Source organism: Pseudomonas sp. HUK17, from assembly GCF_001566765.1.
Window position 1 is genome coordinate 27,499 of record NZ_LSMW01000010.1, and the last position, 25,588, is coordinate 53,086.

Annotated in this window: 16 protein-coding genes and 1 pseudogene; 8 read left to right on the forward strand and 9 right to left on the reverse strand. The window is 64.0% G+C overall.

All coding sequences use genetic code 11. The annotated features are described in order from the left end of the window. Window positions 1–4: 4 nt before the first annotated feature. Window positions 5–874: a non-homologous end joining protein Ku gene (gene ku, locus AX284_RS05810; RefSeq protein WP_064308800.1), complete on the reverse strand. Its 870-nt coding sequence runs from the start codon at window positions 872–874 to the stop codon at window positions 5–7. Window positions 875–1,017: 143 nt separating this feature from the next. Here ku and AX284_RS05815 point away from each other — a divergent pair, with 143 nt between their 5' ends. The 8 genes and pseudogenes from AX284_RS05815 to AX284_RS05845 all read left to right on the forward strand — a co-directional run bounded on the left by AX284_RS05815 (window position 1,018) and on the right by AX284_RS05845 (window position 12,950). Continuing rightward, window positions 1,018–2,007 carry an XdhC family protein gene (locus AX284_RS05815; protein WP_017639956.1) on the forward strand — a complete coding sequence of 330 codons (990 nt, stop codon included), beginning with the start codon at window positions 1,018–1,020 and terminating at the stop codon, window positions 2,005–2,007. 2 nt (window positions 2,008–2,009) lie between these two features. Further along, window positions 2,010–2,495, forward strand: a pseudogene (locus AX284_RS11995) (nucleotidyltransferase family protein); the annotation flags it as partial. Between the two features lie 162 nt (window positions 2,496–2,657). After that, window positions 2,658–3,167: a CinA family protein gene (locus AX284_RS12000; RefSeq protein ID WP_068384206.1), complete on the forward strand. Its 510-nt coding sequence runs from the start codon at window positions 2,658–2,660 to the stop codon at window positions 3,165–3,167. Continuing rightward, complete coding sequence (gene nadE, locus AX284_RS05825) at window positions 3,164–3,991, forward strand: ammonia-dependent NAD(+) synthetase (protein WP_068384047.1); 828 nt, start codon at window positions 3,164–3,166, stop codon at window positions 3,989–3,991. The genes AX284_RS12000 and nadE overlap by 4 nt, the downstream gene beginning before the upstream one ends. 461 nt (window positions 3,992–4,452) lie before the next feature. After that, entirely contained in the window at window positions 4,453–6,456 is a 2,004-nt protein-coding gene (locus tag AX284_RS05830; RefSeq protein WP_017639953.1) for an alpha-1,4-glucan--maltose-1-phosphate maltosyltransferase, read from the forward strand. Window positions 6,457–6,589: 133 nt separating this feature from the next. Then, on the forward strand, window positions 6,590–9,919 hold the full coding sequence (gene treS, locus AX284_RS05835; RefSeq protein ID WP_068384049.1) for a maltose alpha-D-glucosyltransferase: 3,330 nt from the start codon (window positions 6,590–6,592) through the stop codon (window positions 9,917–9,919). After that, window positions 9,916–12,135: a 1,4-alpha-glucan branching protein GlgB gene (gene glgB / locus AX284_RS05840; RefSeq protein WP_064308794.1), complete on the forward strand. Its 2,220-nt coding sequence runs from the start codon at window positions 9,916–9,918 to the stop codon at window positions 12,133–12,135. Before treS ends, glgB begins: the two co-directional genes overlap by 4 nt. Window positions 12,136–12,224: 89 nt before the next feature. Further along, window positions 12,225–12,950 carry a polysaccharide lyase family 7 protein gene (locus AX284_RS05845; RefSeq protein ID WP_068384051.1) on the forward strand — a complete coding sequence of 242 codons (726 nt, stop codon included), beginning with the start codon at window positions 12,225–12,227 and terminating at the stop codon, window positions 12,948–12,950. Between the two features lie 7 nt (window positions 12,951–12,957). On the opposite strand, the gene AX284_RS05850 is transcribed toward AX284_RS05845, so the two are convergent. From AX284_RS05850 to treZ, 8 genes are all read right to left on the reverse strand, one after another. Then, window positions 12,958–14,004 carry a lysylphosphatidylglycerol synthase transmembrane domain-containing protein gene (locus AX284_RS05850; protein ID WP_017639949.1) on the reverse strand — a complete coding sequence of 349 codons (1,047 nt, stop codon included), beginning with the start codon at window positions 14,002–14,004 and terminating at the stop codon, window positions 12,958–12,960. Next, the gene (gene clsB / locus AX284_RS05855) at window positions 14,001–15,248 is read right to left on the reverse strand and encodes a cardiolipin synthase ClsB (protein WP_064308791.1); all 1,248 of its coding nucleotides are present in this window, start codon (window positions 15,246–15,248) and stop codon (window positions 14,001–14,003) included. The genes AX284_RS05850 and clsB overlap by 4 nt, the downstream gene beginning before the upstream one ends. Further along, entirely contained in the window at window positions 15,245–16,006 is a 762-nt protein-coding gene (locus AX284_RS05860) for an endonuclease/exonuclease/phosphatase family protein (RefSeq protein ID WP_017639947.1), read from the reverse strand. The genes clsB and AX284_RS05860 overlap by 4 nt, the downstream gene beginning before the upstream one ends. After that, complete coding sequence (glgX, locus tag AX284_RS05865) at window positions 16,003–18,192, reverse strand: glycogen debranching protein GlgX (protein ID WP_231893088.1); 2,190 nt, start codon at window positions 18,190–18,192, stop codon at window positions 16,003–16,005. The genes AX284_RS05860 and glgX overlap by 4 nt, the downstream gene beginning before the upstream one ends. A 249-nt stretch (window positions 18,193–18,441) precedes the next feature. Further along, window positions 18,442–18,915, reverse strand: a complete 474-nt coding sequence (locus AX284_RS05870; protein ID WP_068384053.1) for a DUF2934 domain-containing protein — start codon at window positions 18,913–18,915, stop codon at window positions 18,442–18,444. Beyond that, complete coding sequence (gene treY / locus AX284_RS05875; protein ID WP_068384055.1) at window positions 18,912–21,719, reverse strand: malto-oligosyltrehalose synthase; 2,808 nt, start codon at window positions 21,717–21,719, stop codon at window positions 18,912–18,914. Before treY ends, AX284_RS05870 begins: the two co-directional genes overlap by 4 nt. Then, window positions 21,716–23,782: a 4-alpha-glucanotransferase gene (gene malQ, locus AX284_RS05880; RefSeq protein WP_068384057.1), complete on the reverse strand. Its 2,067-nt coding sequence runs from the start codon at window positions 23,780–23,782 to the stop codon at window positions 21,716–21,718. The genes treY and malQ overlap by 4 nt, the downstream gene beginning before the upstream one ends. Further along, a complete protein-coding gene (gene treZ / locus AX284_RS05885; protein ID WP_082731517.1) occupies window positions 23,779–25,584 on the reverse strand; it encodes a malto-oligosyltrehalose trehalohydrolase in 1,806 nt (601 codons plus the stop codon). The genes malQ and treZ overlap by 4 nt, the downstream gene beginning before the upstream one ends. Between the last annotated feature and the right edge of the window lie 4 nt (window positions 25,585–25,588).

Sequence of the window (25,588 nt, forward strand, 5' to 3'; positions counted from 1 at the left end):
ATCCTCACTTGGCCTTGCGACGGGCGGCAGGGCTACGCCGACTGGTCGAGCGGCCAGAACTCTTGGGCTTGGGTGCATCCTTGGCCTTGTCCTGCTTGCCACCCAGGCTGCGGCGCAGCAATTCGGTGAGGTCGATGACGTCGGCGCCACTGTCTTCGGGTTCGGGTTCTTCAGCAACGGCTTCGAGCTTGCCATCCTTGAGCTTGCGCTCGACCAGGGCCATGACGTTGTCCTTGAAGGTGTCGTGGTACTGGTCCGGATCCCATTGCTCGGTCATGTCGTCCACCAGGCGTTGGGCCATGTCCACTTCCTTCTTGCTCACCTTGGCGTCCAACCCTTCGAGTCCGACGTCTTCCGCGGACCGCACCTCGTCGGCCCAGCGCAGGGTATTGAGTACCAGCGCATCGCCCAGCGGCATGATCACCGCCAGGTGCTGCTTGGAGTGCATCACCAGGTTGGCCACCCCGACCTTGCCGGCGGCGCTCAGGGTGTCACGGAGCAGGGCATAGACCTTTTCGCCATTCTTGTCCGGCGCCAGGTAATAGGGCTTCTCGAAGTGCAGGATGGAGATCTCGCGCGCCTCGACGAAGGTCAGGATGTCGATGGTGCGGGTGGCCTCGGGCAGGGCGTTGTGGATCTCGTCCTCGCTGAGCACCACGTACTTGCCCTTACCATGTTCGATGCCCTTGACGATGTGTTCGCTGGGCACCTCCTTGCCGGTGGTCTTGTTGATGCGCTTGTAGCCCACCGGGTCGAGGCTGCGTTCGTCCAGCCAATCGAAGTCGATGCCCGACTGCCGGGTCGCCGAGACCACCGAGACGGGGATGTGCACCAGGCCGAAACTGACGGCGCCTTTCCAGATCGAGCGGGGCATGGACGTTCTCCTTGAGGGGTGTCCCTCTATGGATAGGCCGGCGATCCACCCGGTTCCGCCCCGGGGAACCCCGCTTCGTTGTTGGGTTCTACCCCCGAACGACGATTTTGCCGTTGCAGGTGCAGGGTAGAGAGGAGCAGGGCGTGGACAGTGTCGATCAGGAAGTTTTGCGCAAGACCCTGGCCTGGCGACGGGAGGGCCATGGCGTCAGTCTGTTCACCGTGGTCCAGACCTGGGGCAGCTCGCCGCGGCCGCCGGGCGCCATGCTGGCCCTGCGCGACGATGGCCAGGTCTGTGGCTCCGTGTCCGGTGGCTGCATCGAGGACGATCTGATCGCCCGACTGCACGCCGGCCAGTTCGCCGGGAAGTGCCCGGAGATCATCACCTACGGTGTCTCCGGCGACGAAGCGGCGCGTTTCGGGCTGCCCTGTGGCGGTACCCTGCGTCTGGTCCAGGAACAGGTCGGGGAATGGCGCTGGGTGGAGCAGCTGTTACAGCGCTGCGACGGCCATGAACTGGCCTTGCGCGAGCTGGACCTGGCCACCGGCGAGGTACGGATCTCCAGCACCACGCGCGACGAGCCGGTCACCCTGGACGAACGACGCCTGCGCCTGGTGCATGGGCCACGCTGGCGCCTGCTGCTGATCGGTGCCGGTCAGCTGTCGCTCTATGTCGCCGACATGGCCACCATGCTCGATTTCGAAGTGCTGGTCTGCGATCCCCGTGAGGAATTCCGCCAGGGGTGGGAAACGCGCGAGGCGCGTTTTATCTCCGGCATGCCGGACGATGCGGTGCTGTCCATCCGCCCGGACGAACGCACCGCGGTGGTGGCCCTGACCCACGATCCGCGCCTGGACGACCTGGCGTTGCTGACGGCGCTGCAGTCCGATGCCTTCTATGTCGGCGCCCTGGGTTCGCTGCGCAACAATGACCGCCGTCGTGAGCGGCTGCTGCAGCTGGAGGTGCCAGTGGCGGCCATCAACCGCCTGCATGGCCCCATCGGCCTGCATATCGGCAGCCATACGCCGCCGGAGATCGCGCTGTCGCTGCTGGCGGAGGTGGTAGCGGTCAAGAACGGCATCGCCCTGACCCAGAAGAAGCGGGCCCTGGTGGCGGTGGAACAGGTCGCCTAGGGATGACAGGGGTACAGGTGCTCGTCCTGGCAGCCGGAGCCGGTAGCCGTTTCCGCGCAGCGGGCGGTGACGACAAGCTGCAGGCACCATTGCCCGGTCACCCCGAATCGACAGTATTGCAAGCCACCTTTCGCCTCTGGAAGAGCCTGGATCTGCCCTGCCTGGCAGTGGTCGCGAGCGGAGCCCCCTGGCGCGCCGAGCTGGCCCGAGAGGAAGGCCTGGAAGTGCTGACTCTGCCCACCACCGGCATGGGCGACAGCCTGGCCGCCGCGGTGCGAGCGACGCCGGACGCATCCGGTTGGCTGGTCGCCCTAGGCGACATGCCCTTCGTGCAGCCCGCCACGGCGCGACAGCTGCTGGCGCTGCATGACCCCGCGCGCGTCGTCGTACCCGTTTTTCAGGAGAAGCGCGGTCACCCCGTGCTCTTTGGTCGGAATTTTGCCGCTGCGCTGGGTGACCTCCAGGGCGACGAAGGAGCGAAACGGCTCTTGCGCCAGGCATCGGTGCTAGAGCGGAAGGTGACGGACGCCGGTATCCACCTTGACATCGATACCCCCGCTGACCTTGAAAAAACACCCTCGATGGCTCTCGAACTTCCTCATTTCGCTGTTCTTCCAACGCAGGAGAACGCTACTTGGGGCAAGACGATCATGAACACCATCGAGTCCATGCTGGACTATCTAAAGGATCACGAGCTGCAGCTCACCACGGCGGAATCCTGCACCGCGGGCAAAGTAGTAGGGTTGCTGTCGGAAATACCCGGCAGCGGCAGTTGTATCGAGTCCGGTTACGTCGTCTATTCGCCCGAAGCCAAGCAACGTCTGCTGGGCGTCAAGCCGGAGACGATCGACCGCCATAACCTCACCAGCGAAGCTGTGGCACGAGAGATGGCCGCGGGCGCCCTGCGCGACAGTCCGGCCCAGGTGGCCATCGCCAATACCGGGCTGGCCGGGCCGGGCGGGGCGGATGGCATTCCCCAGGGAACCGTCTGCTTCGCCTGGGGCTATCGGGTCGGTGACGACATCGTGCTCTATTCCGAAACCCAGCATTTCGACGGTGACCGCGAGGCCGTGCAGCTGGCCGCGGCCCGGCACAGCTTGAACGCCGTAGTGCCCTATCATCAACGTCTCGAACGCGAATCAGAGGAGAATGCCCGATGACCGAAGCCCTTCAGCGCGACATCATCCAGGCCCTGCAGGTACCCGAGCAATTCGATCCAGCCCAGGAGGCCGAGCGGCGCATCCAGTTTCTCAAGGATTATCTGCTCAACAGCCGCCAGGAGAGCTATGTGCTGGGCATCAGTGGCGGCGTGGATTCCTCCACCGCCGGCCGCCTGGCGCAGCTGGCCGTGGAGCGCGCGCGCGAGGAGAGCGGCAACGCACGTCTGAGATTCATCGCCATGCGCCTGCCCTATGGTGTCCAGCGTGATGAGGAAGATGCCCAGCGCGCGCTCAAATTCATCCAGCCGGACGAGACCCATACCGTCAACATCAAGCCGGCCAGCGACGCCATGCTCGCCTCGGTGCGCGAGGCGCAGGTGGCCTTCGATGACGAGCTCCATGAAGACTTCACGCTGGGCAACATCAAGGCGCGTCAGCGCATGATCGCCCAATACGCCGTGGCCGGCGCCCGTCGAGGGCTGGTGATAGGCACCGACCATGCGGCGGAGGCTCTGATGGGCTTCTATACCAAATTCGGCGATGGCGCCTGCGATCTCACGCCCTTGCACGGCCTCAACAAACGGCGGGTCCGGGCCGTGGCCGAATGGCTGGGGGCGCCGGACGATCTGGTACACAAGGTGCCCACCGCTGATCTGGAATCCCTCTCACCGGGCAAGGCCGACGAAGATGCCTTCGGCATCACCTACGCCGAAATCGACGACTTCCTCGAAGGCAAACCGGTGAGCCCGGCAACCCTGGATATCATCCTCAACACTTACCGGCGCAGTGCCCATAAGCGTGATCTTCCCTATACCCCTTTCTAATTGATTCAAAGGGTTAGGACGTTTTATAAAGGTTTTTTCTGACGTCCGTTCCTGGGTATTGCCCGCCTTTCAGCCTGCGTCCCGGTATGTCCCAGCGAATACCGGGACACAGGCTTATTCTTTTATAAATCACTTTATATTCCTGTCATAAGCAGATGATATTTAGGGATTTTATCCATTTTTCAGAAGCTATCGGTCATTGCCGTTTGGCTGAACTTTTGCGCGCCCTCGGTGCTCAGACTCTTTCAGACACACCCGCGTGAGTGCTTCCGGTTGCAGTAGAGCCGCGGCTGTCTGGAGTGGTGTCCTCCTGGGCATCGCTACGGGTTACCGATCCCTCTGCGAGGGGTTGGCCAGCCAGGCCTCTTTGGCGGCAAGCCAAGCAGTAGTGGGTTCATGACCTAGGTCGCAGCGCTTGAGCGCTGCGACCTTTCACGCGTCTCTAGATGGAGTCAGGCTCGATGTCGAACACCGATCTCCCCGGTTCTTTTTCCACGCTTTCCCTCGATCCCGCCACGGCTGCCCAGACCCCGCGCATCGCCATCGAATCGGTCACTCCGGCCGTGGACAATGGCCAGTTTGCCGCCAAAGGTATCGCCGGTCGGGTCGTCGAGGTGACCGCCAAGATCTTCGCCGATGGCCACGACAAGCTGGCTGCCAGCGTGCTCTGGCGTCAGGAGGGCGAGGAGAACTGGCAACAGGCTCCGCTGACCCTGGAAACCAACGATCTCTGGCGCGGTCGCTTCACACCGCCGGCCGTGGGTCGTTACGAATTCGTGGTCCAGGCCTGGTGGGACGTCTGGGGCACCTATCGCTACGAGATCGAGAAGAAGTACGCCGCGGGTGTCGGCCTGAACCTGGAGTTGCAGGAAGGCCGCATCCATGTGGAACAGGCGCTGTCTCGCGCTGAAGGCGAGCAGCGCGGTCCGCTGGAGGCGCTACTGCAGCGCCTCGATCAGGCGGGCAGTGAGGGCGACAAGGTCGCCGTGCTGCTGGCGGGTGAGGCCAGCCAGGCCATGGCACCTGTGGATGCCTATGTGCATCTGACCCACAGCATCGAATACCCGCTGGACATCGAGCGCCTACGCGCCGAATTCGCCAGCTGGTACGAACTCTTCCCACGCTCGATCACCGATGACCCCCAGCGCCACGGCACCTTCCGTAACGTGATCGGCGAATTGCCGCGTGTTCGCGACATGGGTTTCGATGTCCTGTACTTCCCGCCGATCCATCCGATCGGCCTGGCCCACCGCAAGGGCAAGAACAATACCCTGGGGGCGGGCGCGGATCAGCCGGGCAGTCCCTATGCCATCGGCAGCCCCGATGGCGGCCACGATGCCGTGCATCCCGAGCTGGGTACCCTGGAGGACTTTCGCGCCCTGGTGGCCGCGGCCGCCGACCACGGCCTGGAGATCGCCCTGGACTTCGCCATCCAGTGTTCGCCCGACCATCCATGGCTCAAGGAACATCCGGGCTGGTTCTCCTGGCGGCCGGATGGGTCCATGCGCTATGCGGAGAACCCGCCGAAGAAGTACCAGGACATCGTCAACGTCGACTTCTATGCCAAGGATGCCGTGCCGGATTTGTGGCTGGCGCTGCGTGACGTGGTCTGGCACTGGGTGGAGCAGGGCGTGAAGATCTTCCGCGTCGACAACCCCCACACCAAGCCGCTGCCGTTCTGGGAATGGCTGATCGCGGACATCCGTGGGCGCGACGCCGATGTCATGTTCCTCGCCGAAGCCTTCACCAAGCCAGCGATGATGGCGCGCCTGGGCAAGGTGGGTTATAGCCAGAGCTACACCTATTTCACCTGGCGCAACACCAAGGCTGAGCTGACCGAGTATTTCACCCAGCTCAACGAAGCGCCGCTGCGCGATTGCTACCGGCCGAATTTCTTCGTCAACACGCCGGACATCAACCCGGGCTTCCTGCAGACCAGTGGCCGTCCCGGCTTCCTGATCCGCGCGGCCCTGGCCACCATGGGTTCCGGTCTGTGGGGCATGTACGCCGGCTTCGAGCTCTGCGAGGGCGCGCCCCTCACGGCCGGCAAGGAGGAATACCTGGATTCGGAGAAGTACGAGCTGCGCCCGCGCGACTTCTATGCGCCGGGCAACATCATGGGCGAGATCGCCCAGCTCAACCGTATCCGCCGGCAGAACCCCGCCTTGCAAACCCATCTGGGGCTCAAGGTCTACACCTGCTGGAACGACCAGATCCTCTATTTCGGCAAACGCACCGACGACCTGGGCAACTTCATCCTGGTGGCGATCAACCTGGATCCCTTCAACGCCCAGGAAGGCCATTTCGAACTGCCATTGTGGGAGCTGGGCCTCGATGATCACGCCACTACCTATGGCGAAGACCTGATGACCGGGCACCGCTGGGCCTGGCACGGCAAGACCCAATGGACACGGCTGGAGCCGTCGATGCCCTTCGGCATCTGGCGCATCCAGGCGGGCCACTAGCGACCTCTCAGACGGGTCGACCAGGCAGCGGGAGATATCCCAGCGTGCCTGGTCCGATCCATCTCCATCGCCGGGCGGCATGGACGACCGGCGCACGTATCTGATTCAGACGCCCTGTTAAGGACCTGACGACATGGCAAAACCCAATAAAGCTCGTTCCCGCAAACCTGCCGCCTTCATCGACGATCCGCTGTGGTACAAGGACGCGATCATTTACCAGGTGCACGTGAAGTCGTTCTTCGACTCCAACAACGATGGCATCGGCGACTTCCCCGGCCTGATCGAGAAGTTGGACTACATCGCCAGCCTGGGCGTCAACACCATCTGGCTGCTACCGTTCTATCCCTCGCCGCGCCGCGATGACGGCTACGACATCGCCGAGTACCGTGGCATCCATCCCGACTACGGCACCATGGCCGATGCCAAGCGATTCATCGCCGAGGCCCATGCCCGTGGCCTGCGGGTGATCACCGAGCTTGTCATCAACCACACGTCCGACCAGCACCCTTGGTTCCAGCGCGCCCGCCGCGCCAAGAAGGGCTCAGCGGCGCGCAATTTCTACGTCTGGTCCGACGATGACCAGAAGTACGATGGCACCCGCATCATCTTCCTCGACACCGAGAAGTCCAACTGGACCTGGGACCCGGTCGCCGGCCAGTACTTCTGGCACCGCTTCTATTCCCACCAGCCGGACCTCAACTTCGACAATCCCCAGGTCATGAAGGCCGTCATCTCGATCATGAGATACTGGCTGGATCTGGGTGTCGACGGCCTGCGCCTGGACGCCATTCCTTATCTGGTGGAGCGCGACGGTACCAACAACGAGAACCTGCCCGAGACCCACGTGGTGCTCAAGGAGATCCGGGCCGAGATCGACGCCAACTATCCGGACCGCATGCTGCTGGCCGAGGCCAACCAGTGGCCGGAAGACACCCAGCTGTACTTCGGCGATGGCGACGAATGCCACATGGCCTTCCACTTCCCGCTGATGCCGCGCATGTACATGGCCATCGCCCAGGAAGACCGCTTCCCCATCACCGATATCCTGCGCCAGACCCCGGAGATCCCGGCCAATTGCCAGTGGTCGATCTTCCTGCGCAACCACGATGAACTGACCCTGGAGATGGTGACCGACCGCGAGCGGGATTATCTCTGGAACTACTACGCCTCGGATCGCCGCGCGCGTATCAACCTCGGCATCCGTCGTCGTCTGGCGCCTCTGCTGGAGCGCGACCGTCGCCGTATCGAGCTGCTCAACAGCCTGTTGCTGTCGATGCCCGGTACCCCGACGATGTACTACGGCGACGAAATCGGCATGGGTGACAACATTCACCTGGGCGACCGCGATGGCGTACGGACCCCGATGCAGTGGTCGGTCGACCGCAACGGCGGCTTCTCCCGCGCCGATCCAGCCAGCCTGGTGCTACCGTCGATCATGGATCCGCTCTACGGCTACCAGGCAATCAACGTCGAGGCCCAGTCCCGCGATCCCCATTCGCTGCTCAACTGGACGCGGCGCATGCTGGCCGTGCGCAAGCAGCAGAAGGCGTTCGGTCGCGGCACTCTGAAGATGCTGTCGCCCACCAACAGACGCATCCTGGCCTACCTGCGCGATTTCACCAATGCCCAGGGTGAGCACGAGACCATCCTCTGCGTGGCCAACGTTTCCCGTGCCGCCCAGGCGGTGGAGCTGGACCTGTCCAGCTTCGCCGGTCAGGTGCCGGTGGAAATGATCGGCGGCAGCGCCTTCCCGCCCATCGGCCAGCTACCCTACATGCTGACCCTGCCGCCCTATGGCTTCTACTGGTTCTACCTGGCCGGCAACGAACAAATGCCCGCCTGGCACACCGAGCCGCCGGCGCCGATGCCCGACTACCAGACGGTAGTGATCAAGCGCAATCTGCAGGAGCTGCTCGACGGCGAGCCGCGCCGCATCTTCGAAGAGGTGCTGCCGGTCTATCTGCCCAAGCGCCGCTGGTTCGGTTCCAAGGACGAGGCCATCACCGGCGTGCGTCTGGACTATGCCGCCCAGATCAATACCCCCAAGCTGCCGGTGATGTTCAGCGAAGTGGTGGTGACCAACGCCAAGGGCGAGGAGCGTTATGCGCTGCCGCTGGGTTTCCTTGCCGAGGAAGACCAGCACTGCAGCCCGCTGGCGACCCAACTGGCCATTTCCCGCATCCGTCATGTGCGCCGCGTGGGCCTGGTGACCGACGCCTTCGCCCTGACCAGCTTCGTGCATGGCGTGTTCGACGCCTTCCACAAGGGCGCCAAGCTTGCCGTGCCCGCGGGTGAACTGCGCTTCGAGGTCTACGATCAGGCCGAGGACTTCGCCCTGGATCCGGATATCGAGATCAAGCACCTGGGCGTGGAGCAATCCAACAGTTCGCTGATCGTCGGCGATCACCTGATGCTCAAGCTGATCCGCAAGGTGGCGCCGGGTATCCATCCGGAAGTGGAGATGGGCCGCTATCTGGCCCAGGCCGGATTCGCCAACATCGCGGCGACCCACGCCGTGGCCCAGCGCGTCGCCGCGGATGGCACGCCGCACGTACTGATGCTGGTCCAGCAGCACATCCACAACCAGGGTGATGCCTGGACCTGGAGCCTGGACGGGCTGGATCGCGTCACCCGCGACCTGCTCAGTGGCGGCATCTCCGATGTGGAGAACGAATTCACCGCCATGGGCGATCTGACGGCCTTCGCTGGCGTACTGGGCAAGCGCCTGGGTGAGATGCATCTGGTGCTGGCGCAGCCCACCGAGGATGCAGCCTTCGCCCCCGAGACCGTGGACGCCCAGGCGGCCAAGGAACTGGCACATCGCGTACGCGTCCAGGTCGACGGCGCTCTGGATACCCTGCAGGGCATGGGCGACCAGCTCGATGCTACCGGCAAGGAGCTGCTGCAGCGCCTGGTCGGCAAGCGCGAAGCCCTGGCCAAGCGGATCGAGGCCCTGGCCGCCGACGTCGAGGGTGGTCTGCGTATCCGTGTCCACGGCGATCTGCACCTGGGTCAGGTGCTGGTGGCTCAGGACGATGCCATCCTCATCGACTTCGAAGGCGAGCCGGCGCGGTCGCTGGAAGAACGCCGCGGCAAGTACGGTCCGCACAAGGACGTCGCCGGGGTGCTGCGCTCCTTCGACTACGCGGCGGCCATGGTCACCCAGTCGAGCAACGCCGGCGCCGATACCTCGGAAGAGCATCTGCAACTGCGTGCCAAGGCGGCAGAGACCTACCGCAATGCGTCCTACGCAGCCTTCCTGGAAGGCTATCGCACTGCGGCGGCCGACATCGGCCACCAGTGGAGCGAGCGGGGCGAGCAGGCGGCGCTGGATCTCTACAGCCTGGAGAAGGCGGTCTATGAGATAGGCTACGAGGCTGCCAATCGACCCACCTGGATCAACATCCCGCTACGTGGCGTCGCCGCCATCGTCGAGACCCTCTTGTCCGGAGCCCGCGCATGACCGATCACAATACCGCCCCCGTCGCTCCCCTGGACGACGCCCGGCTCTCGGCTGCCGAAGCCGAGTCGCTGGCCCGCGGCGAGCACGGCAATCCCTTCGCCGTGCTCGGTCCCCATCCCGATGGCGAGGGCGTGATCGTCCGCGCCTTCCTGCCCAGTGCCCTGGGTGTCGAGCTGGTCGATCGCGTCAGCGGTCGGCCACTGGCCCAGATGCAGCCCGGGCGGGTGCCTGGCCTGTTCGTCGCGCGGCTGGAGTACGCCGCGCCCTACAAGCTGATCATCCGCTGGCCCAGCGGCGTGCAGGAAACCGAGGATCCCTATTCCTTCGATCTGCTGTTGGGGGAGACCGATCTCTACCTGTTCAACGAAGGCCGCCACCGCAATCTCGGCGAGACCTTTGGCGCCCAACGCTGCCAGGTCGACGGCATCGAGGGCGTGCGCTTCGCGGTCTGGGCACCCAATGCCCGGCGCGTCTCGGTGGTAGGCGACTTCAACAGCTGGGATGGCCGCCGCCTGCCCATGCGTCTGCGTGCCAACAGTGGCGTCTGGGAGCTGTTCGTCCCGCGCCTGCCGGTCGGCACGGCCTACAAGTACGAGATCCTTGGCCAGCACGGCGTGTTGCCGCTCAAGGCCGACCCCATTGCCCTGGCGGCGGAGTTGCCACCGCGCACCGCCTCGGTGGTGGCCGACAACAAGCCTTTCACCTGGCACGATCAGGACTGGATGGCTCGCCGTCGCGAGTTGCAAGGCGTGGAAGCACCCATCTCGGTCTACGAATTGCACGCCGGTTCCTGGCGCCGCGAAGGGGGTGACGAGGGGCGCCAGTACAACTGGCGCGAGCTGGCGGAGCGCTTGATTCCCTACGTCCGCGAGATGGGCTTCACCCATATCGAGCTGCTGCCGATCATGGAGCATCCCTTCAGCGGTTCCTGGGGCTACCAGCCGCTGGGCCAGTTCGCGCCCACCTCGCGCTTCGGCACCCCGGCGGATTTCGCTGCCTTCGTCGATGCCTGTCACCAGGCGGACATCGGTGTCATCCTCGACTGGGTCCCGGCGCATTTCCCCACCGACGAACACGGCCTGGCCCGTTTCGACGGTACCGCCCTGTACGAATACGAGCACCCCTTCGAAGGCTTCCACCAGGACTGGAACACCTATATCTACAACCTGGGGCGCCACGAGGTGCACGGGTTCATGCTGGCCTCGGCCATGCATTGGCTCAAGCACTTCCACATCGACGGCCTGCGGGTGGATGCCGTGGCCTCCATGCTCTACCGCGACTATTCGCGCAAGCACGGTGAGTGGATTCCCAACATCCACGGCGGTCGCGAGAACCTGGAGACCATCGCCTTCCTGCGTCACCTCAACGAGGTGGTCCACGAAGAGGCACCAGGTGCCCTGGTGATCGCCGAGGAATCCACCTCCTGGCCGGGCGTCAGCGCACCAGTCAGCGAAGGGGGGTTGGGTTTCGACTTCAAGTGGAACATGGGCTGGATGAACGACACCCTCCACTATGTGGAAGAGGATCCGGTCTATCGCCAGTACCATCACCACCAGATGACCTTTGGCCTGGTGTACGCCTGGTCCGAACGCTTCATGCTGCCCATTTCCCACGATGAGGTGGTGCACGGCAAGGGCTCGATGATCGAGAAGATGCCGGGCGACGTCTGGCAGAAGTTCGCCAACCTGCGTACCTACCTGAGCTTCATGTGGACCCACCCGGGTAAGAAGCTGCTGTTCATGGGCTGCGAATTCGGTCAGTGGCGCGAGTGGAGTCATGACCGCGAGCTGGACTGGTTCCTGCTGGAGCACGGCACCCACCGGGGCGTGCAGCAGCTGCTGGCCGATCTCAACCACCTTTATCGTCATGAGCCGGCCCTGCACGAGCGTGATCATCTGCCTGAGGGCTTCGATTGGGTGGTAGGGGACGACAATGGCAACAGTGTCTTCGCCTGGCTGCGCAAGGACGCCCAGCAGCGACCGCTGCTGGTCATCGCCAACTTCACCCCGGTGCCGCGTCACGACTACCGGGTGGGCGTGCCTGCACTGGGCCATTGGCAGGAGATCTTCAACAGCGATGCCGAGCGCTACGGCGGCTCCAACTTGGGCAATGGCGGCGGCGTGACGGCCGAGGAAATCGGTGCCCACGGCCAGCCGGCCTCGCTCAATCTGCAAGTGCCGCCGCTGGGTCTGCTGGTGTTCAAGCCGCAGGGCTGATCCGGGAGCGCCCCATACGGGGCGCGTTCCGCTGACAGGCATCCCCGTTCTGGGCGATGCTTGTCAGGCATCTGGCCACCGAGAAACCCATGATCGATCTCGCCGAATGGAATCTGACGGTTCCCGTACCCATGCCCGTGGCCCAGGTACAGACCGCCGAACTCAACAGCAGCGCCTTTCGCAGCCCCTACCTCACGCGCGGCGAGGGGGGATCGCTGGTGTTCTGGGTCCCGGTGACCGGCACCCCGCAGCTCTTCAGCAGCTATCCCGCCACCGAGCTACGCGAGACGCGTCCGGACGGCAGTGCCTATGCCTGGAAGTACCGCGAGGCGGATGCCCTGCTGCAGGCCGAGGCGGCGGTGCAGCAGGTGCCGTCACGCCCTGAGGTCATCATCAGCCAGATTGAGGATCAAACCCCGATACCGGCTGCGCCTCAGGCGCTGTTGCAACTGGTCTATCGGGTGGAGAGTCCGGCCATGGGCAATGGGCAGGTCGCCCAGGGTCAACTGATCGCCCGGTTGCGAGAGAGCCCCAGCGACAGCCCCAAGGACGTCATCCTGCTGGAGCACCTGCCGCTCAACAGTCGCTTCAGCTACGACATCAAGCTGACGCGCAGTGGCGTGCTCACCATACGTGCCCATGGTGCCGGTTCACGAAACGGGGATCTGGGTCTGCAACTGGACAACGCCTGGAGCAACCATCACCTGTATTTCAAGGCGGGCGCCCACTTACGTGACGGGGAAGGACCCGCCACCGAGGGCGGACGGGTACTCTTCTACCGGCTGATTTCCATGCACCAGCCCAATAATCGGTAGGCCCGTCTCAGGTGGCGTGCTTTTCCTGCTGCTTGCGCTCTTCGCGCCGATCATTGCTCACCTTGAGCTTCTTGGCACGACCTTCCAAGGCGAAATAGAGCACCGCAGCGATCAGCAGCGGGATGATGAAATACAGCGTCCGGTAGCCAAGCAGGGCGGCGATGATCTTGCCCTGGCTGAGTCCGTCATTGGCCAGCAGGGCGATGAAGACCGTCTCCAGTACGCCTACACCAGCCGGGATATGCACGATGACCATGGCGATGCTGGAGAGCAGCAGTACGCCGAGCACATGCAGATAGTCCACCTGACGGCCGAGGAAGAGATAGACGATGGCCGCCATGGCCATCCAGTTGATCGAAGACACCAGCAGTTGCAGGCAGGCCATGCGTAGCGAGGGCAGGGCGAGCCGCTGCTTGCGCACCGTCCATTCGCGCTGTTTGGCAAAGGCGCAGACACCCAGGTAGAAGACGATGAAGGCCAGCAAGCCGAAGCCGATCAGCCGCAGCGTGGTGTCGCCGACGAACCAGTTGGGTGGCATGTCCACCACACCGCTGACGAAGATGCCACCGGCGAGCAGCACGTACCCCAGCCAGTTGGTGGCGATGCTCAGGGAGAAGATGCGGGTGATGGTGCCACTGGAAAGACCCAGCCGCGAGTAGAGGCGATACCTCATGCCGATGCCGCCGACCCAGGTGCTCAGGGTGAGGGTAAAGGCGTAGCAGATGAAGGACACCAGGAACACCTGGCGCTTGACCAGCTTGTGCCCGCAATAGGCCCGACCGATAAGGTCGTAGCAGCCGTACATGATGTAGGACAGCACCACCAGGCCACCGGCCATGGCCAGCGTCGTCCACTTGTAGCCGGTAAAGACCTTCCAGACCTCGCCCCAGTCGACCTTGCGGGCGTAGATCACCAGCAGCACCACGACCGCGATCAAAAACACCCAGGTCAGGATCTTCTTGGCCAGGACCCAGCGGCCGTTCTGCGGCTTGGCGGCAGTCTGCCCGTCTTCCTGGTCGTCGGCGTGATCCAGGGTGTCGCTGTGGCTGCTCATCGTTGGGGATACCTTGAAATCGGGGAATCGACCCGGTCCTGGGTTTCCAGCTCGGGCTGCACCGGTGGACTCACCAGTTCGATCTTGGGGGTATGACCGGGCAGCCAGCCGACCCAGGCGGGGAAGTGGCGCAAAAAGTGGAAGACCAGCATCGTCTTGGCCAGGTGCCAATAGGTGCGCTTGGGCACCTTGCTGCTGTCGACGTGCTCGCAGTGATGCTGGATCAGGGTCTCCAGGCGACCGCGCAATTCACGGTTGAAGGCGTGGTCATGGAAGATCAGGTTGCATTCGAGATTGAGCGAAAGACTCAAGGGGTCCAGGTTGCTCGAACCCACGGTGGACCAGTGCTCGTCCATGGTCGCCACCTTGCCGTGCAAGGGGCGCAGGCAGTATTCGTAGATCTCCACCCCGGCCTTGACCAGGTAGTTGTAGAGCATCTGGGCGCCGACCTTGACGATGGCCATGTCCGGCTCGCCCTGCACGATCAGCACCACCCGGACGCCGCGCTGCGCCGCGTTACGCATCTCCCGCAGCAGACGATAGCCCGGGAAGAAGTAGGCGTTGGCGATCACCACCTCGCGTTTGGCGTTGCGCAGCATTTCCAGGTAGTGCTTTTCGATGTCGGCGCGATGTTCGTCGTTGTCGCGGTACACCAGCAGGGCCTGGGCATTGCCCGGGTTGCGGTTGTTGGCCGGCTTCTGCGAGCGCTTGCCCCACCAGCGGTGGGTTTCCTCCGGCGAGTTGATGGCGTCGCGCGCGAAGCGATGGATATCGTCGACGATGGGGCCTTCCACCTCGACGGCATAGTCCTGCTTGGCTTCCGGCCCGAAGTCACCCAGGTGCTCGGCGGAATAGTTGATGCCACCGATGAAGCCCAGGCGGGCATCCACCACCACGATCTTGCGATGCAGGCGGCGGAAGAGGTTGGTCCTCATGCCCATGACCAGCGGGCGCGGATCGTAGTAGCGGAAGCGCACGCCGGCATGGACCATCTCATCGATGAAGTCACGCGGCAGATCGGGCGAGCCATAGGCGTCCACGGTGATGTCCACCTGGACACCACGCTTGGCCGCCGCCACCAGTTCTCGCTGCAGGCCCTGACCCACCTTGTCGTAGAACAGGATAAAGGTCTCGATGATGACCTCGCGCTCCGCCTCGCGGATCGCCTCGAAGACCCGGGGAAAGAAGTCCTCGCCGTTTTCCAGCAAGGCGATGCGGTTTCCGTCCCGCCACTCGAAGTTCATAGGTGAAAGTCCGCAGCCAGGGGCGCGTGGTCGGAGAGGTGCGACCACGGCTGATTGCCCAGCACCTGTGGGCGACCGACGCTGACGTTACGGGTATAGATGCGGTCCAGGCAGAGCAGGGGACGCTTCGCCGGGAAGGTCTTGGGCAGCCGCCCTGCGGTCTTCATGAACACCTCTTCGAGTCCCGCGCCCTGGCCAAGGATGTCGTTGGCCTTCTGGCGCCAGTCGTTGAAGTCCCCCGCCACCACGACGGGCGCGTCGCTGGGCAGGGAATTGATGTGTTCGCAGATCAGCTTCATCTGCATCTGGCGATGCTTTTCCCGCAACCCCAGATGGACGCAGATGACGTGCAGATCCACCCCTTGATCCGGTACGCGCAGGACGCAATGCAGCATCCCGCGTTTTTCCGGACCGGCGATCGAAATGTCGAAGTTGTCGTAACTGACGATGGGAAACTTCGACAGCACCGCATTACCGTGATGGCCGTCCGGGTAGACCGCATTGCGCCCGTAGGCGAAATCGGTCCACATCGAATCGGCCAGGAACTCGTACTGCGGCGCCGCCGGCCAGTTCTCGAAGCGCAACGGGTGCTTTTCGTGGGTACCCAACACCTCCTGCAAGAAGACAATGTCCGCTGACACCGTCCGCACCGCCTCGCGCAATTCCGGCAAGATGAACTTGCGGTTGAAGGACGTGAAGCCCTTGTGCGTGTTGATGGTCAGGACCTTGAACGAAAAACCCTGTTGCGCGTTCGTCATGCCTGGCGCTTCCTCCGCTTGGTCTGGGTCAGCTCGAACAGCAGTACCGAGCGTCCGGTGACCTGATAGGTGTCTCCAAAATTGAAGACGTCGCCGGCATCCAGGTCAGGCTGATTGGTATCCAGCTGCAGGGACCAATGCTCGCCCATGGGGACTTCCGGCAGGGTGAAATCCACCACGTCATAATGAGCATTGACCAGAATCAGCAGCGAGGTATCCGCGCCCTTGCGACGAATGCCGGTCGGCTGGGCACGGCCATCGAGCAGGATGCCCATGCACTTGTTGCTGCCGTCCTGCCATTGCTCGTCGCCCATCTCGGTGCCGCCGGGCTGCAGCCAGGTGACATCCTTGACGCCCAGCTCCTCGTTGTAGGCACCGGTGAAGAAGCGGCTGCGACGCAGCAGCGGATAGCGACGACGCAGGTCGATCAGGTTGCGCACGTATTCCTGGAGCTCGGCGCTCTTTTCGCTGATCTCCCAGTTGACCCAACCGATCTCGCTGTCCTGGCAGTAGCCGTTGTTGTTGCCGCCTTGGGTACGGGCGAATTCGTCACCGGCCAGCAGCATGGGCGTGCCCTGGGACAGGAAGAGGGTGGCCAGCAGGTTGCGCATCTGGCGATAGCGCAGTTCGATGATCTCCGGATCGTCGGTCTCGCCTTCGACACCACAGTTCCACGATAGATTGTGGGAATGGCCGTCGTTGTTGCCTTCGCCGTTGGCCTCGTTGTGCTTGTCGTTGTAAGACACGGTGTCGGCCAGGGTGAAGCCGTCGTGGGCGGTCACGAAGTTCACCGACGAATAGGGCTTGCGACCGCGACGGTTGAACTTGTCGCCGGAGCCCAGGAAGATCTTCGCGAAATCGCCGATCTTGTCTTCGTCACCCTTCCAGAAGGCCCGCGCGGTGTCACGGAAGGTATCGTTCCACTCCATCCAGCCGGGTGGGAAGTTGCCGACCTGGTAGCCGCCGGGACCGCAGTCCCAGGGCTCGGCGATGAGCTTGGTCTCGGCCAAGATCGGATCCTGACGGCAGGCGTGCAGGAAGCCGCCGCCTTCGTCGAAGCCATCCGGCTCGCGGCCCAGGATGGTGGCCAGGTCGAAGCGGAAGCCGTCCACGCCCATCTCGGTGGCCCAGTAGCGCAGCGAGTCGGTCACCATCTGCAGCACGCAGGGATGGCTCATGTTCAGGGTGTTGCCGGTGCCAGTGTCGTTGATGTAGTAGCGCGCATCATCGGGCATTAGGCGGTAGTAGTTGGCGTTGTCGATGCCCTTGAGCGAGAGGGTCGGGCCCATCTCGTTGCCTTCGGCGGTGTGGTTGTAGACCACGTCGAGAATGACCTCGAGGCCGGCATTGTGCATGCGCGCGACCATCACCTTGAATTCGCCGATGGACTGGCTGGCCATGTAGCGCGAATGCGGCGCGAAGAAAGCCAGGGTGTTGTAGCCCCAGAAGTTCTTCAGGCCCTTTTCCAGCAGATGGTTGTCGTCCAGGAAGTAGTGGATCGGCATCAGCTCGACGGAGGTTATGCCGAGGGACTTGATGTAGTCGATGACCTCGCTTTCCTGCAGGCCGGAGAAGGTACCGCGGGCACTCTCCGGGACGGCCGGGTGCTGCATGGTGTAACCCCGGACGTGGGTCTCGTAGAACACGGTGCGATCACGCGGGACCCGCGGATGGGTGGTGTTGCCCCAAGTGAAGGCGGGGTCGATGACCCGGCAGCGCGGCATGAAGGGCGCGCTGTCACGCTCGTCGAAGGACAGGTCGCCATCGGCGTGGCCGATGGTGTAGCCGAACAGGGCGTCGTTCCACTCCAGCTCGCCGACGATCTGCTTGGCATAGGGATCGATCAGCAGCTTGTTGTGATTGAAGCGATGGCCGTTCTGCGGCTCGTACGGGCCGTGTACCCGGTAGCCGTAGAGGGTGCCGGGACGGGCATCGGGCAGATAGCCGTGCCAGATCTCATTGGTGAATTCCGGCAGTTCGATGCGCTCGATTTCTTCCTTGCCTTCATCGTCGAAGAGGCAGAGTTCGACCTTGGTGGCGTTGGCGGAAAAGATGGCGAAGTTCACGCCGGAGCCGTCCCAGGTAGCGCCCAGGGGATAGGGCAGGCCTTCACGAACACGAGACTTGGACTTACTGATGAAAGTGGTTGCTTCGGTTAACGGCTTGTTGGACTCAGTTGAAGTCATTTCGACGCTCTCGGGATAGCTAGGAAGGAAGTAGCTCTGACTCGGCTCTCAATACCTGCCGGTGGCTGAATCGATACAGATCCGGCTACCTGCATATGAAAGGCCCGGCGCAGCGCAGTTCCGAGCTCCCATGGCGAGCCGACAAAGCGTTGTTTTTGCAGGAAAAATCAGAAAACCAGGGATAACGTAGACGCCGCAGCGAGGCGGCAGAGAGAAGGCCTGGCCGAGTGGCCAGGCCGGAACATCACATCACTCGCTGGCGGCGGGCTTGGCCGTCGTCGCCTTGGCCCGGGAGGCACGCGGCTTCTTCGGCGTAGCCGGTGCCACACCTACGCCGGTAGCCTCGACGTTGGCATCGGCCTTGGCCTTGCTGGCACTGGGCTTGACCGCCTGCTTGACCTTGGAGGCGACCTTCTTGGCAGCCGACTCGACCTTCTCGGTCACGGACTCACCGGTAGCTTCCGCCTCGGTGGCCGCCTTTTCGCTGCCACTCTTGGTCTTGCCAGCGGTGCGGGCCTTGCTCGCCACGGGCGTGTCCGCGCCCGCAGTGGTCTTGGTTGCACGAGGCTTCTTGGTCGCGGTCTTCTTGGCCACGCCTTCCTGTTCGGCTTCGTACAGTCGGGTCGCCATTTCCCAATGGCGATCGTGTTCGTGGGCCGGCCGTCCTTCGGACTCCCAGATCTGATAGGCGAGCTGCTGGATGCGTTCGTCTTTTTGGGTCATTGCGGTACGGCTCCTTGAGTGATGTCTTGTGTGCTGAGCAATCCAAGCGGAAAACGTGCCAGAACCTCGCCGACAGAAAGCTCTTTCTTCTGGTCATGGACAGACGAAGGGGCGAAAGTTTCCCCAAAACGGTACATGGACAAGGTTTCCGGGAGTTTTATCCGGGTATCACCCCAGGCCGCTGCAGAAAAGCGCAATGTTTCGCTGTTCTCCAGCAGGTCGGAGGCATGCACCGGCACGATGACGATCACCGCCTGCTGCTCCCAGGTACGGGCGAAGGCCAGTACCTGATCGGCGTGGGCGCCCGCAACGGACAGCGGGAGGTAGCTACCTTCGGTGAACAGCTGTGGCTGCAGCTTGCGCAGTTGCAGCACGCTGGCCAGCACCTGTTGTTTGATCTCGCCGTTCTGCCAGGTATCCAGAGCCGCGTCGGCAGTGGTGTGCTTGGCCAGGGCCTGCTGCCGCGGGGCGTAGTCCACGGCGCGGCGATTGTCGGGCTCCACCAGGCTGAAATCCCAGAATTCACCACCTTGGTAGAGGTCGGGCACGCCGGGCGCGGTATTGCGCAGCAACATCTGCACCAGGCCATTCAGGGCACCGGCTGGAGCCAGTTCACGGACGGCTGCGACGATCTCGCGGCGCAGGGCAAGATACTTGTCGTCGGTGAGGAGGCCTTCCAGGAAGGCCTTGCAGGCCGCTTCGTAGTCCCCATTCGGCGCCCACCAGTCGGACTCCAGCTTCTCTTCGCGCAGGGCCTTTTCCTGCCACTGCAGCAGGCGCTCCAGATAGGCCTGCAGGCCCTGCGGGTCGTCGGCCTGCAGCTGTAGCGGCCAGCTGGCGAGCAGGGTCTGGTAGAGCATCAGCTCATCACCTGGGGTCGGTGCGGGTGCATCGTTCCACTGGCCGCGCAGAGGAGCAGCCTGTTCCATCCAGCCACTGACCTGGGCGATATAGGCTTCCGGGCGTTCCGAGACCACCGCCAGGCGGGCGCGGGTGTCTTCGCCACGCTTATGGTCGTGGGTCGCGGTGGTCAGCATGTTGCGCGGGAAATGCTCTGCACGCCAGCCGCTGGCCTGGTGGAAGGCGCTGACCGGCTGGGCGAAATGCTGCGGATCGAAGCCCACGTCGTTGCGCGATAGCAGTGGAGCGGAGCGATAGCAGGCGGTGTCTTCCACGGCCTTAGCGGCGATGGGCGAGGTGAGTTGCTGGAATTTGGTGATGGCACGGCGCTGTTCGCGACGGGCCACGCTGCCCACTGGCTTGTGGCGCGGCGCATCGCCACCTAGCCAGGCGCGTAGTTGCTCCAGCAGCGGCTGCTCCGCTTCGCTGACATGGGGGCGGGCGGCCTCCAGCGCGGTATCGAACCACTGGGCATCGGCGCCGACGAAACCCGCCGCGCCGGCATAGGTGCGATAGACCTTGAACTGCACGATCAGCTCCAGCAACACCCGGCGGATGGCGCCCTGGCTGGTGTCGCGGGTACGCCAGTCCTGTTGGGCCAGCAGGTGCAGGGTGTGCACGGCCGATTCGAATTCGCTGGACAGTGCGCCGGTGAGCACCAGGCGCCGTGCTTCCCGTACCTCTTCGAGGAAGTCCTCGGTACGACCGGTCTGCTCGGCCCAGAACCGGCGCAGCGGCGCTTCACCGCTGGCCGCATGCTGCACCGCTGAGACCTCGTTCATGAACTCGTAGCCAGTGGTGCCGTCGATGCCCCAGCCTTCGCGCAGCTGCTCGCCTTCGGCCAGGATCTTCTCGATGTAGATGGGGAAGCCATCTTCCGGCGCACCGCCGGCACGGTTGGCACAGAGGTCGTCCACCCGGCGGCGCAACTTGCGGCAATAGGCGCGCGGATTGGCCAGGCCGTCGATGTGATCCAGGCGCAGGCCGTCGAGCAGGCCTTCGCTGATCAGGCGGAAGATCAGCGAATGGGTTTCCTCGAACACCTCGTGGCGTTCCATGCGCAGGCCACCGAGTTCGGTGATGTCGAAGAAGCGCCGCCAGTTGATGTCGTCCGAGGCAGTGCGCCAGCTGGCCAGGCGATAGTGCTGGCTCTCCAGCAGGGCGTGCAAGCGTTCCTGATTGGCCGGCTGGCTACCGTCGAAGGCGGCGACCGCCTTGTCGATGGCGGCCGCCACGGCCGGGTCCTTGGCGGCGTCCGCCAGCTGGCGCTGGGCGCCGCGCGCTTCTTCCAGGTCCTTGGCACGCGCCGAGAAGGCATCGGCGAACAGGCTCAGCTGGGGCAGGTCGCTCTCGCGCAGGATCTGGCCGTAGGTCCCTGGATTGATGGGGAAGTGGTGGGCGTAGTATTCCACGCGGAAGGCGCCTTGCTCGGCGTCGAACACCAGCTTGAGCTCACCGGCCTGCAGCACGTTGCCGTAGGCGTCACCCAGGAAGGGCAGCAGCACCTGGCCCTGTAGATCCGGGTCCGGCCCGTACCAGTTGATGTCGTAGAAGCCGGCATAGCGGCTCTGGCGGCCCCATTCGAGGATGTCCAGCCACCAGGCGTTCTCCGAGCCGCCCACGTTGGTGTGGTTGGGCACGAAGTCGGCGATCAGGCCCATGCCATGTTCGCGCAGCCGAGCGACCAGGCGACGCAGCGCCTCTTCACCGCCCAGCTCCGGGTTGACCCGGGTGGGGTCGACCACGTCGTAACCGTGCACGGAGCCGGCGCGGGCGGTGGTGATGGGCGACGCATAGATATGGCTGATGCCCAGTTTGGCGTAATAATCGACCAGGGGCAGGGCATCGTCGAAGGTGAAATCCTTGTGGAACTGCAGGCGTACGGTAGCGCGCAAGCGACTCATCGAGTGTTCTCCGGATTGTTACGGGCAGTGCTCAGCACGCTTAGGCGTCGTTCAGGGGTGGCGGCGTCCAGCAGGCGCTCCGCGGGAGCGTCCCAGCGGCGCAGCCAATTGGGGTGTTCGTTGGTGGTGCCGGGCAGGTTGGCCTGCTCCAGCTGGCCCAGGGCGTCTTCCACCGGCAGGATGATCAGGGGCGCCGGCGTGCGACCGATGAAATCGATGGCGGCATCGACGGCCTGTTCGACATTGCTTTCGCGGCTGTCGTCCAATTCCAGGGCCTTGGCCAGGTAGCGGCGATCCTCGGCGCGCTCGTCGAGTCGGTCCTGGCGCGATGTGCCGTCGGGCAGCAGGCCGAGCTCTTCCTGCCAGTCGGCGTCGCGACCCTGCCACCAGCCGGTGAGCGTCGGCAGGTCGTGGGTGGTGGGCATGCCCATGGCCGTGTCCGACCACTGCGCGGCCTGCTTGAACGCCTTGTCGTCGCGCTCGAACAGCAGTACCTGCATGCCCATGATGGCGCGTTCGGCCAGTCGTTCACGGAAGCCCTCGGGCACCGTACCCAGATCTTCGCCCATGACCACGCAGCGATGCCGCCAGGATTCCAGGGCGACCAGGCGCAGCAGGTCGTCGATGGGGTAGGAGAGATAGGCGCCGTCGGCCGGGGAGGCACCCTCGGGCACCAGCCAGAGCCGTTGCAGACCCATCACATGGTCGATGCGCACACCGCCGGCGTGCGCGAAGTTCGCCTTGAGCATCTCGATGAAGGCGCGGAAGCCGTGCTGGATCATGCCGGTAGGCGAGAAGGCGGATATGCCCCAGCCCTGGCCTTTCTGGTTGAGCAGGTCCGGCGGACAACCGACGGTGACCGAGGCCAGCAGCTCTTCCTGACGACTCCAGGCCTGGCTGCCACCCCCATCCGCGCCCACGGCGATGTCGGCGATCAGACCGATCTTCATGCCCGATTCGCGGCACTGCTTCTGGGCGGCGGACAGCCCTTCGCTGGCCAGCCACTGGGTGAAGGCATAGAACTCCACGTCCTGGGCATGGCGTTCGGCAAATTCAGCCACGGCAGGATTCTTGGGATCACGATACTGCTGCGGCCAATGCTGCCAGCTCGGCGATGCAGCGCCCTGGGTGAAGGAGGCATGCAGGGCTTCGAAGCGGCAGTGATTCTCCAGGGCTTCGCCACCGTCGCGACGGAAGGCCTCGAAGCGCTCGCGCAGTGTGCCGGCGGCGGTGCGAAACTCCAGGTGCAGGGTACGCAGCAGGCGCAGCCGCAGCTTGGCCAGGGCCGGCCAGTCGATCAGCTCAAGCTGTTCGAGGCGCTCGGCTTCCGCCTGCAGGCCGGCGCGCTGCATGGCCTGACGCACGGGCTCGGCGCCCAGCACCAGCTCTGGCGCGGCATAGAGCACATTGAAGAACACCCGGCTCGACGGCGAATAGGGGCTGTAGCGACTGCCATCGGCGCTGAACATGGCGTGCAGCGGGCTGATGGCCAGGGCATCGGCGCCCTTGCCGGCAGCTGCCTTGGCGAGCTGCACCAGACCCTGCAAATCGCCCGCACCGCTGCCACCGTCGCGTCTGAGGCTGTAGAGCTGCACAGCCAGGCCCCAAAGCCTGGCCTGCTCGTCGCCTGTGGCGTCGGCGATGGTAAAGCAGCGCTCTGGCGCGACGGCCAGGATCAGAGCTTCACCACCGATTTCCGCCTGGTGATAACCGGCGGTGCTGATGGGCGCGAGCTGGCCCTGGTCATCTACCTGACCTTCCAGGCGCTCGCCGTCTTCCAACTGCACCTCATAGCGGACGCCACGCTTGAACTGGTCGGGTGTCCCGACGGGTTTACCGACCACGGCCGTGAGGAGGGGTGGCAGGTGATCCTTGTCACCGACCTCGGCCAGCTTGCGCAGGCTGGCATCGATGTCCGCGTCACTGTCCGCGGGTAGCTCGATGGCCTTGAGCAGATTGCGTAGCGCCTCGGGGCTCACCCGTTGGCACTTGCCATCGTAGGCGGTCCATTCGATGGCGATACCGGCGGCCTTGGCTAATTGTTCCAGACGATCTCCACTCATGCCTGTTTCTCCAGCCAGACCAGTGCGCAGTGGGCAGCCAGCTGACCCTCCTGCCGGGCTGGCGTTGCTGCAGCGTCGCTGCTGTGCAGCAATTCACCCTGGGGCGCCTCGTCCACCTGCACGGCGTTCTCGCTCAGGTTGAGTTCGATGGTCAGGCGGCTGCCATCGGCCAGGCTCCAGCGTGCCCGCACGGCGCGGTCGGCCAGGGCTTCGGCGCCTTCGGCACGGGCGCCTTCCAGGCGCGGGAAGAGTTCCCGGCGACGAATCTCCAGCAGTTCGCGATACAGGCCCACCCAGGCTGCATGGTCAGGCTGATCGGCCTCGCCGAAGTTGGGTTTGGAATCTTCGAAGGTCTTGGGCGCGTTCGGGTCAGGGATCTGCTGGCGATGTTCTTCACTGGTGAAGAAGTCGAAGTCCTTGAACTCGTTGCGGCGGCCATCACGTACCAGTTCGGCGAGCTCGTCGTTGTGGCTGGTAAAGAACAGGAAGGGTTGGCGGCTGCCCCATTCCTCACCAATGAACAGCAAGGGAATCATCGGACTGAGCAGCAGCAGGGCGGTAGCGGCCTTCAGTGCGGGTTCCGGCGCCAGTTGGGTCAGGCGTTCACCGAAGGCGCGGTTACCCACCTGGTCGTGGTTCTGCAGGAAGATGACGAAGGCCGAGGCGGGCAGATTCTTGCTCGGTTCGCCCCGGGCCTTGCCATGACGGGTCGGCTCGCCCTGATAGATGAAGCCTTCGCCCAGGCAACGCACCAGCTTGGCCGTCGCATCCTCGGTGAAGTCCTGGTAGTACCCTTCGTTCTCACCGGTCAGCAACGGGTGCATGACGTTGTGCCAGTCGTCCGCCCACTGGGCGTCGTAATGCTGTCCGCCCAACAGGGTAGCGGTGTTGTCCTCGTTTTCCAGCATGAGGTGGACATGGCGACCCGGCTCGACGGTACTGCGGATCTCCTCGGCCATTTCCTCGAGGAAGCCCTTGTCGCCAATGGCGTGGACGGCATCGAAGCGCAGGCCGTCGAAGCGGTACTCCATCAGCCACATCAGGGCATTGTCGATGAAGTAGCGGCGCACGGCGTCCTGGCGGAAGTCGATGGCGGCGCCCCAGGGGGTATGGATGTCTTCGCGGAAGAAGCGCTCGGCGTAGGCGTGCAGGTAGTTACCGTCGGGGCCGAAGTGGTTGTAGACCACGTCCAGATAGACCATGACGCCATGGGTGTGGGCGGTATCGATCAGCGACTTGAGATCGTCGGGGGTGCCGTAGGAAGCTTCCACGGCATAGGGCAGGACGCCGTCATAGCCCCAGTTGCGACTGCCCGGGAACTCCGACAGGGGCATCAGTTCGATGGCGGTGACGCCCAGCGCGGCCAGGCGGGGTACCAATTTCTCCACGCCCGAGAACCCGCCCAGGGTGCCGACATGCAATTCGTAGATGACGCTCTCGTGCCAGGGGCGACCCTGCCACTCGACGGACTGCCAGTGGTAGGTGGTGGGGTCGATGACGATGCTCGGCTCGTGCACATCGCCGGCCTGGGCGCGGGAAGCAGGGTCCGGGACCAGCAGATCTTCGATCTGATAGCGATAGCGGGTGCCGGCACCACACTGAGCCTCCACCGCGAACCAGCCGTCTTGCTCGGCTTCCATGGGGATGGTCATGCCGCCTTCCAGCACCACCGACACGGCGTCGGCGCTGGGCGCCCAGAAGTGAAATAGCGTACGGTCCCTGCTCACCAGGGTGGCACCGGCGCGGGTTTGCCAGGCGTAGCCCCCGGTCACCGCGGCTGCGTCGCGCGAAATATCAGTCATGGAT

Excerpts from the sequence above, each read along its gene's own strand:
- AX284_RS05850 (WP_017639949.1), bottom strand. The coding sequence starts at position 14,004 with ATGAGCAGCCACAGCGACACCCTGGATCACGCCGACGACCAGGAAGAC.
- nadE (WP_068384047.1), top strand. The coding sequence starts at position 3,164 with ATGACCGAAGCCCTTCAGCGCGACATCATCCAGGCCCTGCAGGTACCC.
- ku (WP_064308800.1), bottom strand. The coding sequence starts at position 874 with ATGCCCCGCTCGATCTGGAAAGGCGCCGTCAGTTTCGGCCTGGTGCAC.
- AX284_RS05845 (WP_068384051.1), top strand. The coding sequence starts at position 12,225 with ATGATCGATCTCGCCGAATGGAATCTGACGGTTCCCGTACCCATGCCC.
- glgB (WP_064308794.1), top strand. The coding sequence starts at position 9,916 with ATGACCGATCACAATACCGCCCCCGTCGCTCCCCTGGACGACGCCCGG.
- clsB (WP_064308791.1), bottom strand. The coding sequence starts at position 15,248 with ATGAACTTCGAGTGGCGGGACGGAAACCGCATCGCCTTGCTGGAAAAC.
- malQ (WP_068384057.1), bottom strand. The coding sequence starts at position 23,782 with ATGAGTGGAGATCGTCTGGAACAATTAGCCAAGGCCGCCGGTATCGCC.
- AX284_RS05860 (WP_017639947.1), bottom strand. The coding sequence starts at position 16,006 with ATGACGAACGCGCAACAGGGTTTTTCGTTCAAGGTCCTGACCATCAAC.
- treY (WP_068384055.1), bottom strand. The coding sequence starts at position 21,719 with ATGAGTCGCTTGCGCGCTACCGTACGCCTGCAGTTCCACAAGGATTTC.
- treZ (WP_082731517.1), bottom strand. The coding sequence starts at position 25,584 with ATGACTGATATTTCGCGCGACGCAGCCGCGGTGACCGGGGGCTACGCC.
- AX284_RS12000 (WP_068384206.1), top strand. The coding sequence starts at position 2,658 with ATGAACACCATCGAGTCCATGCTGGACTATCTAAAGGATCACGAGCTG.
- treS (WP_068384049.1), top strand. The coding sequence starts at position 6,590 with ATGGCAAAACCCAATAAAGCTCGTTCCCGCAAACCTGCCGCCTTCATC.
- AX284_RS05870 (WP_068384053.1), bottom strand. The coding sequence starts at position 18,915 with ATGACCCAAAAAGACGAACGCATCCAGCAGCTCGCCTATCAGATCTGG.
- AX284_RS05830 (WP_017639953.1), top strand. The coding sequence starts at position 4,453 with ATGTCGAACACCGATCTCCCCGGTTCTTTTTCCACGCTTTCCCTCGAT.
- glgX (WP_231893088.1), bottom strand. The coding sequence starts at position 18,192 with ATGACTTCAACTGAGTCCAACAAGCCGTTAACCGAAGCAACCACTTTC.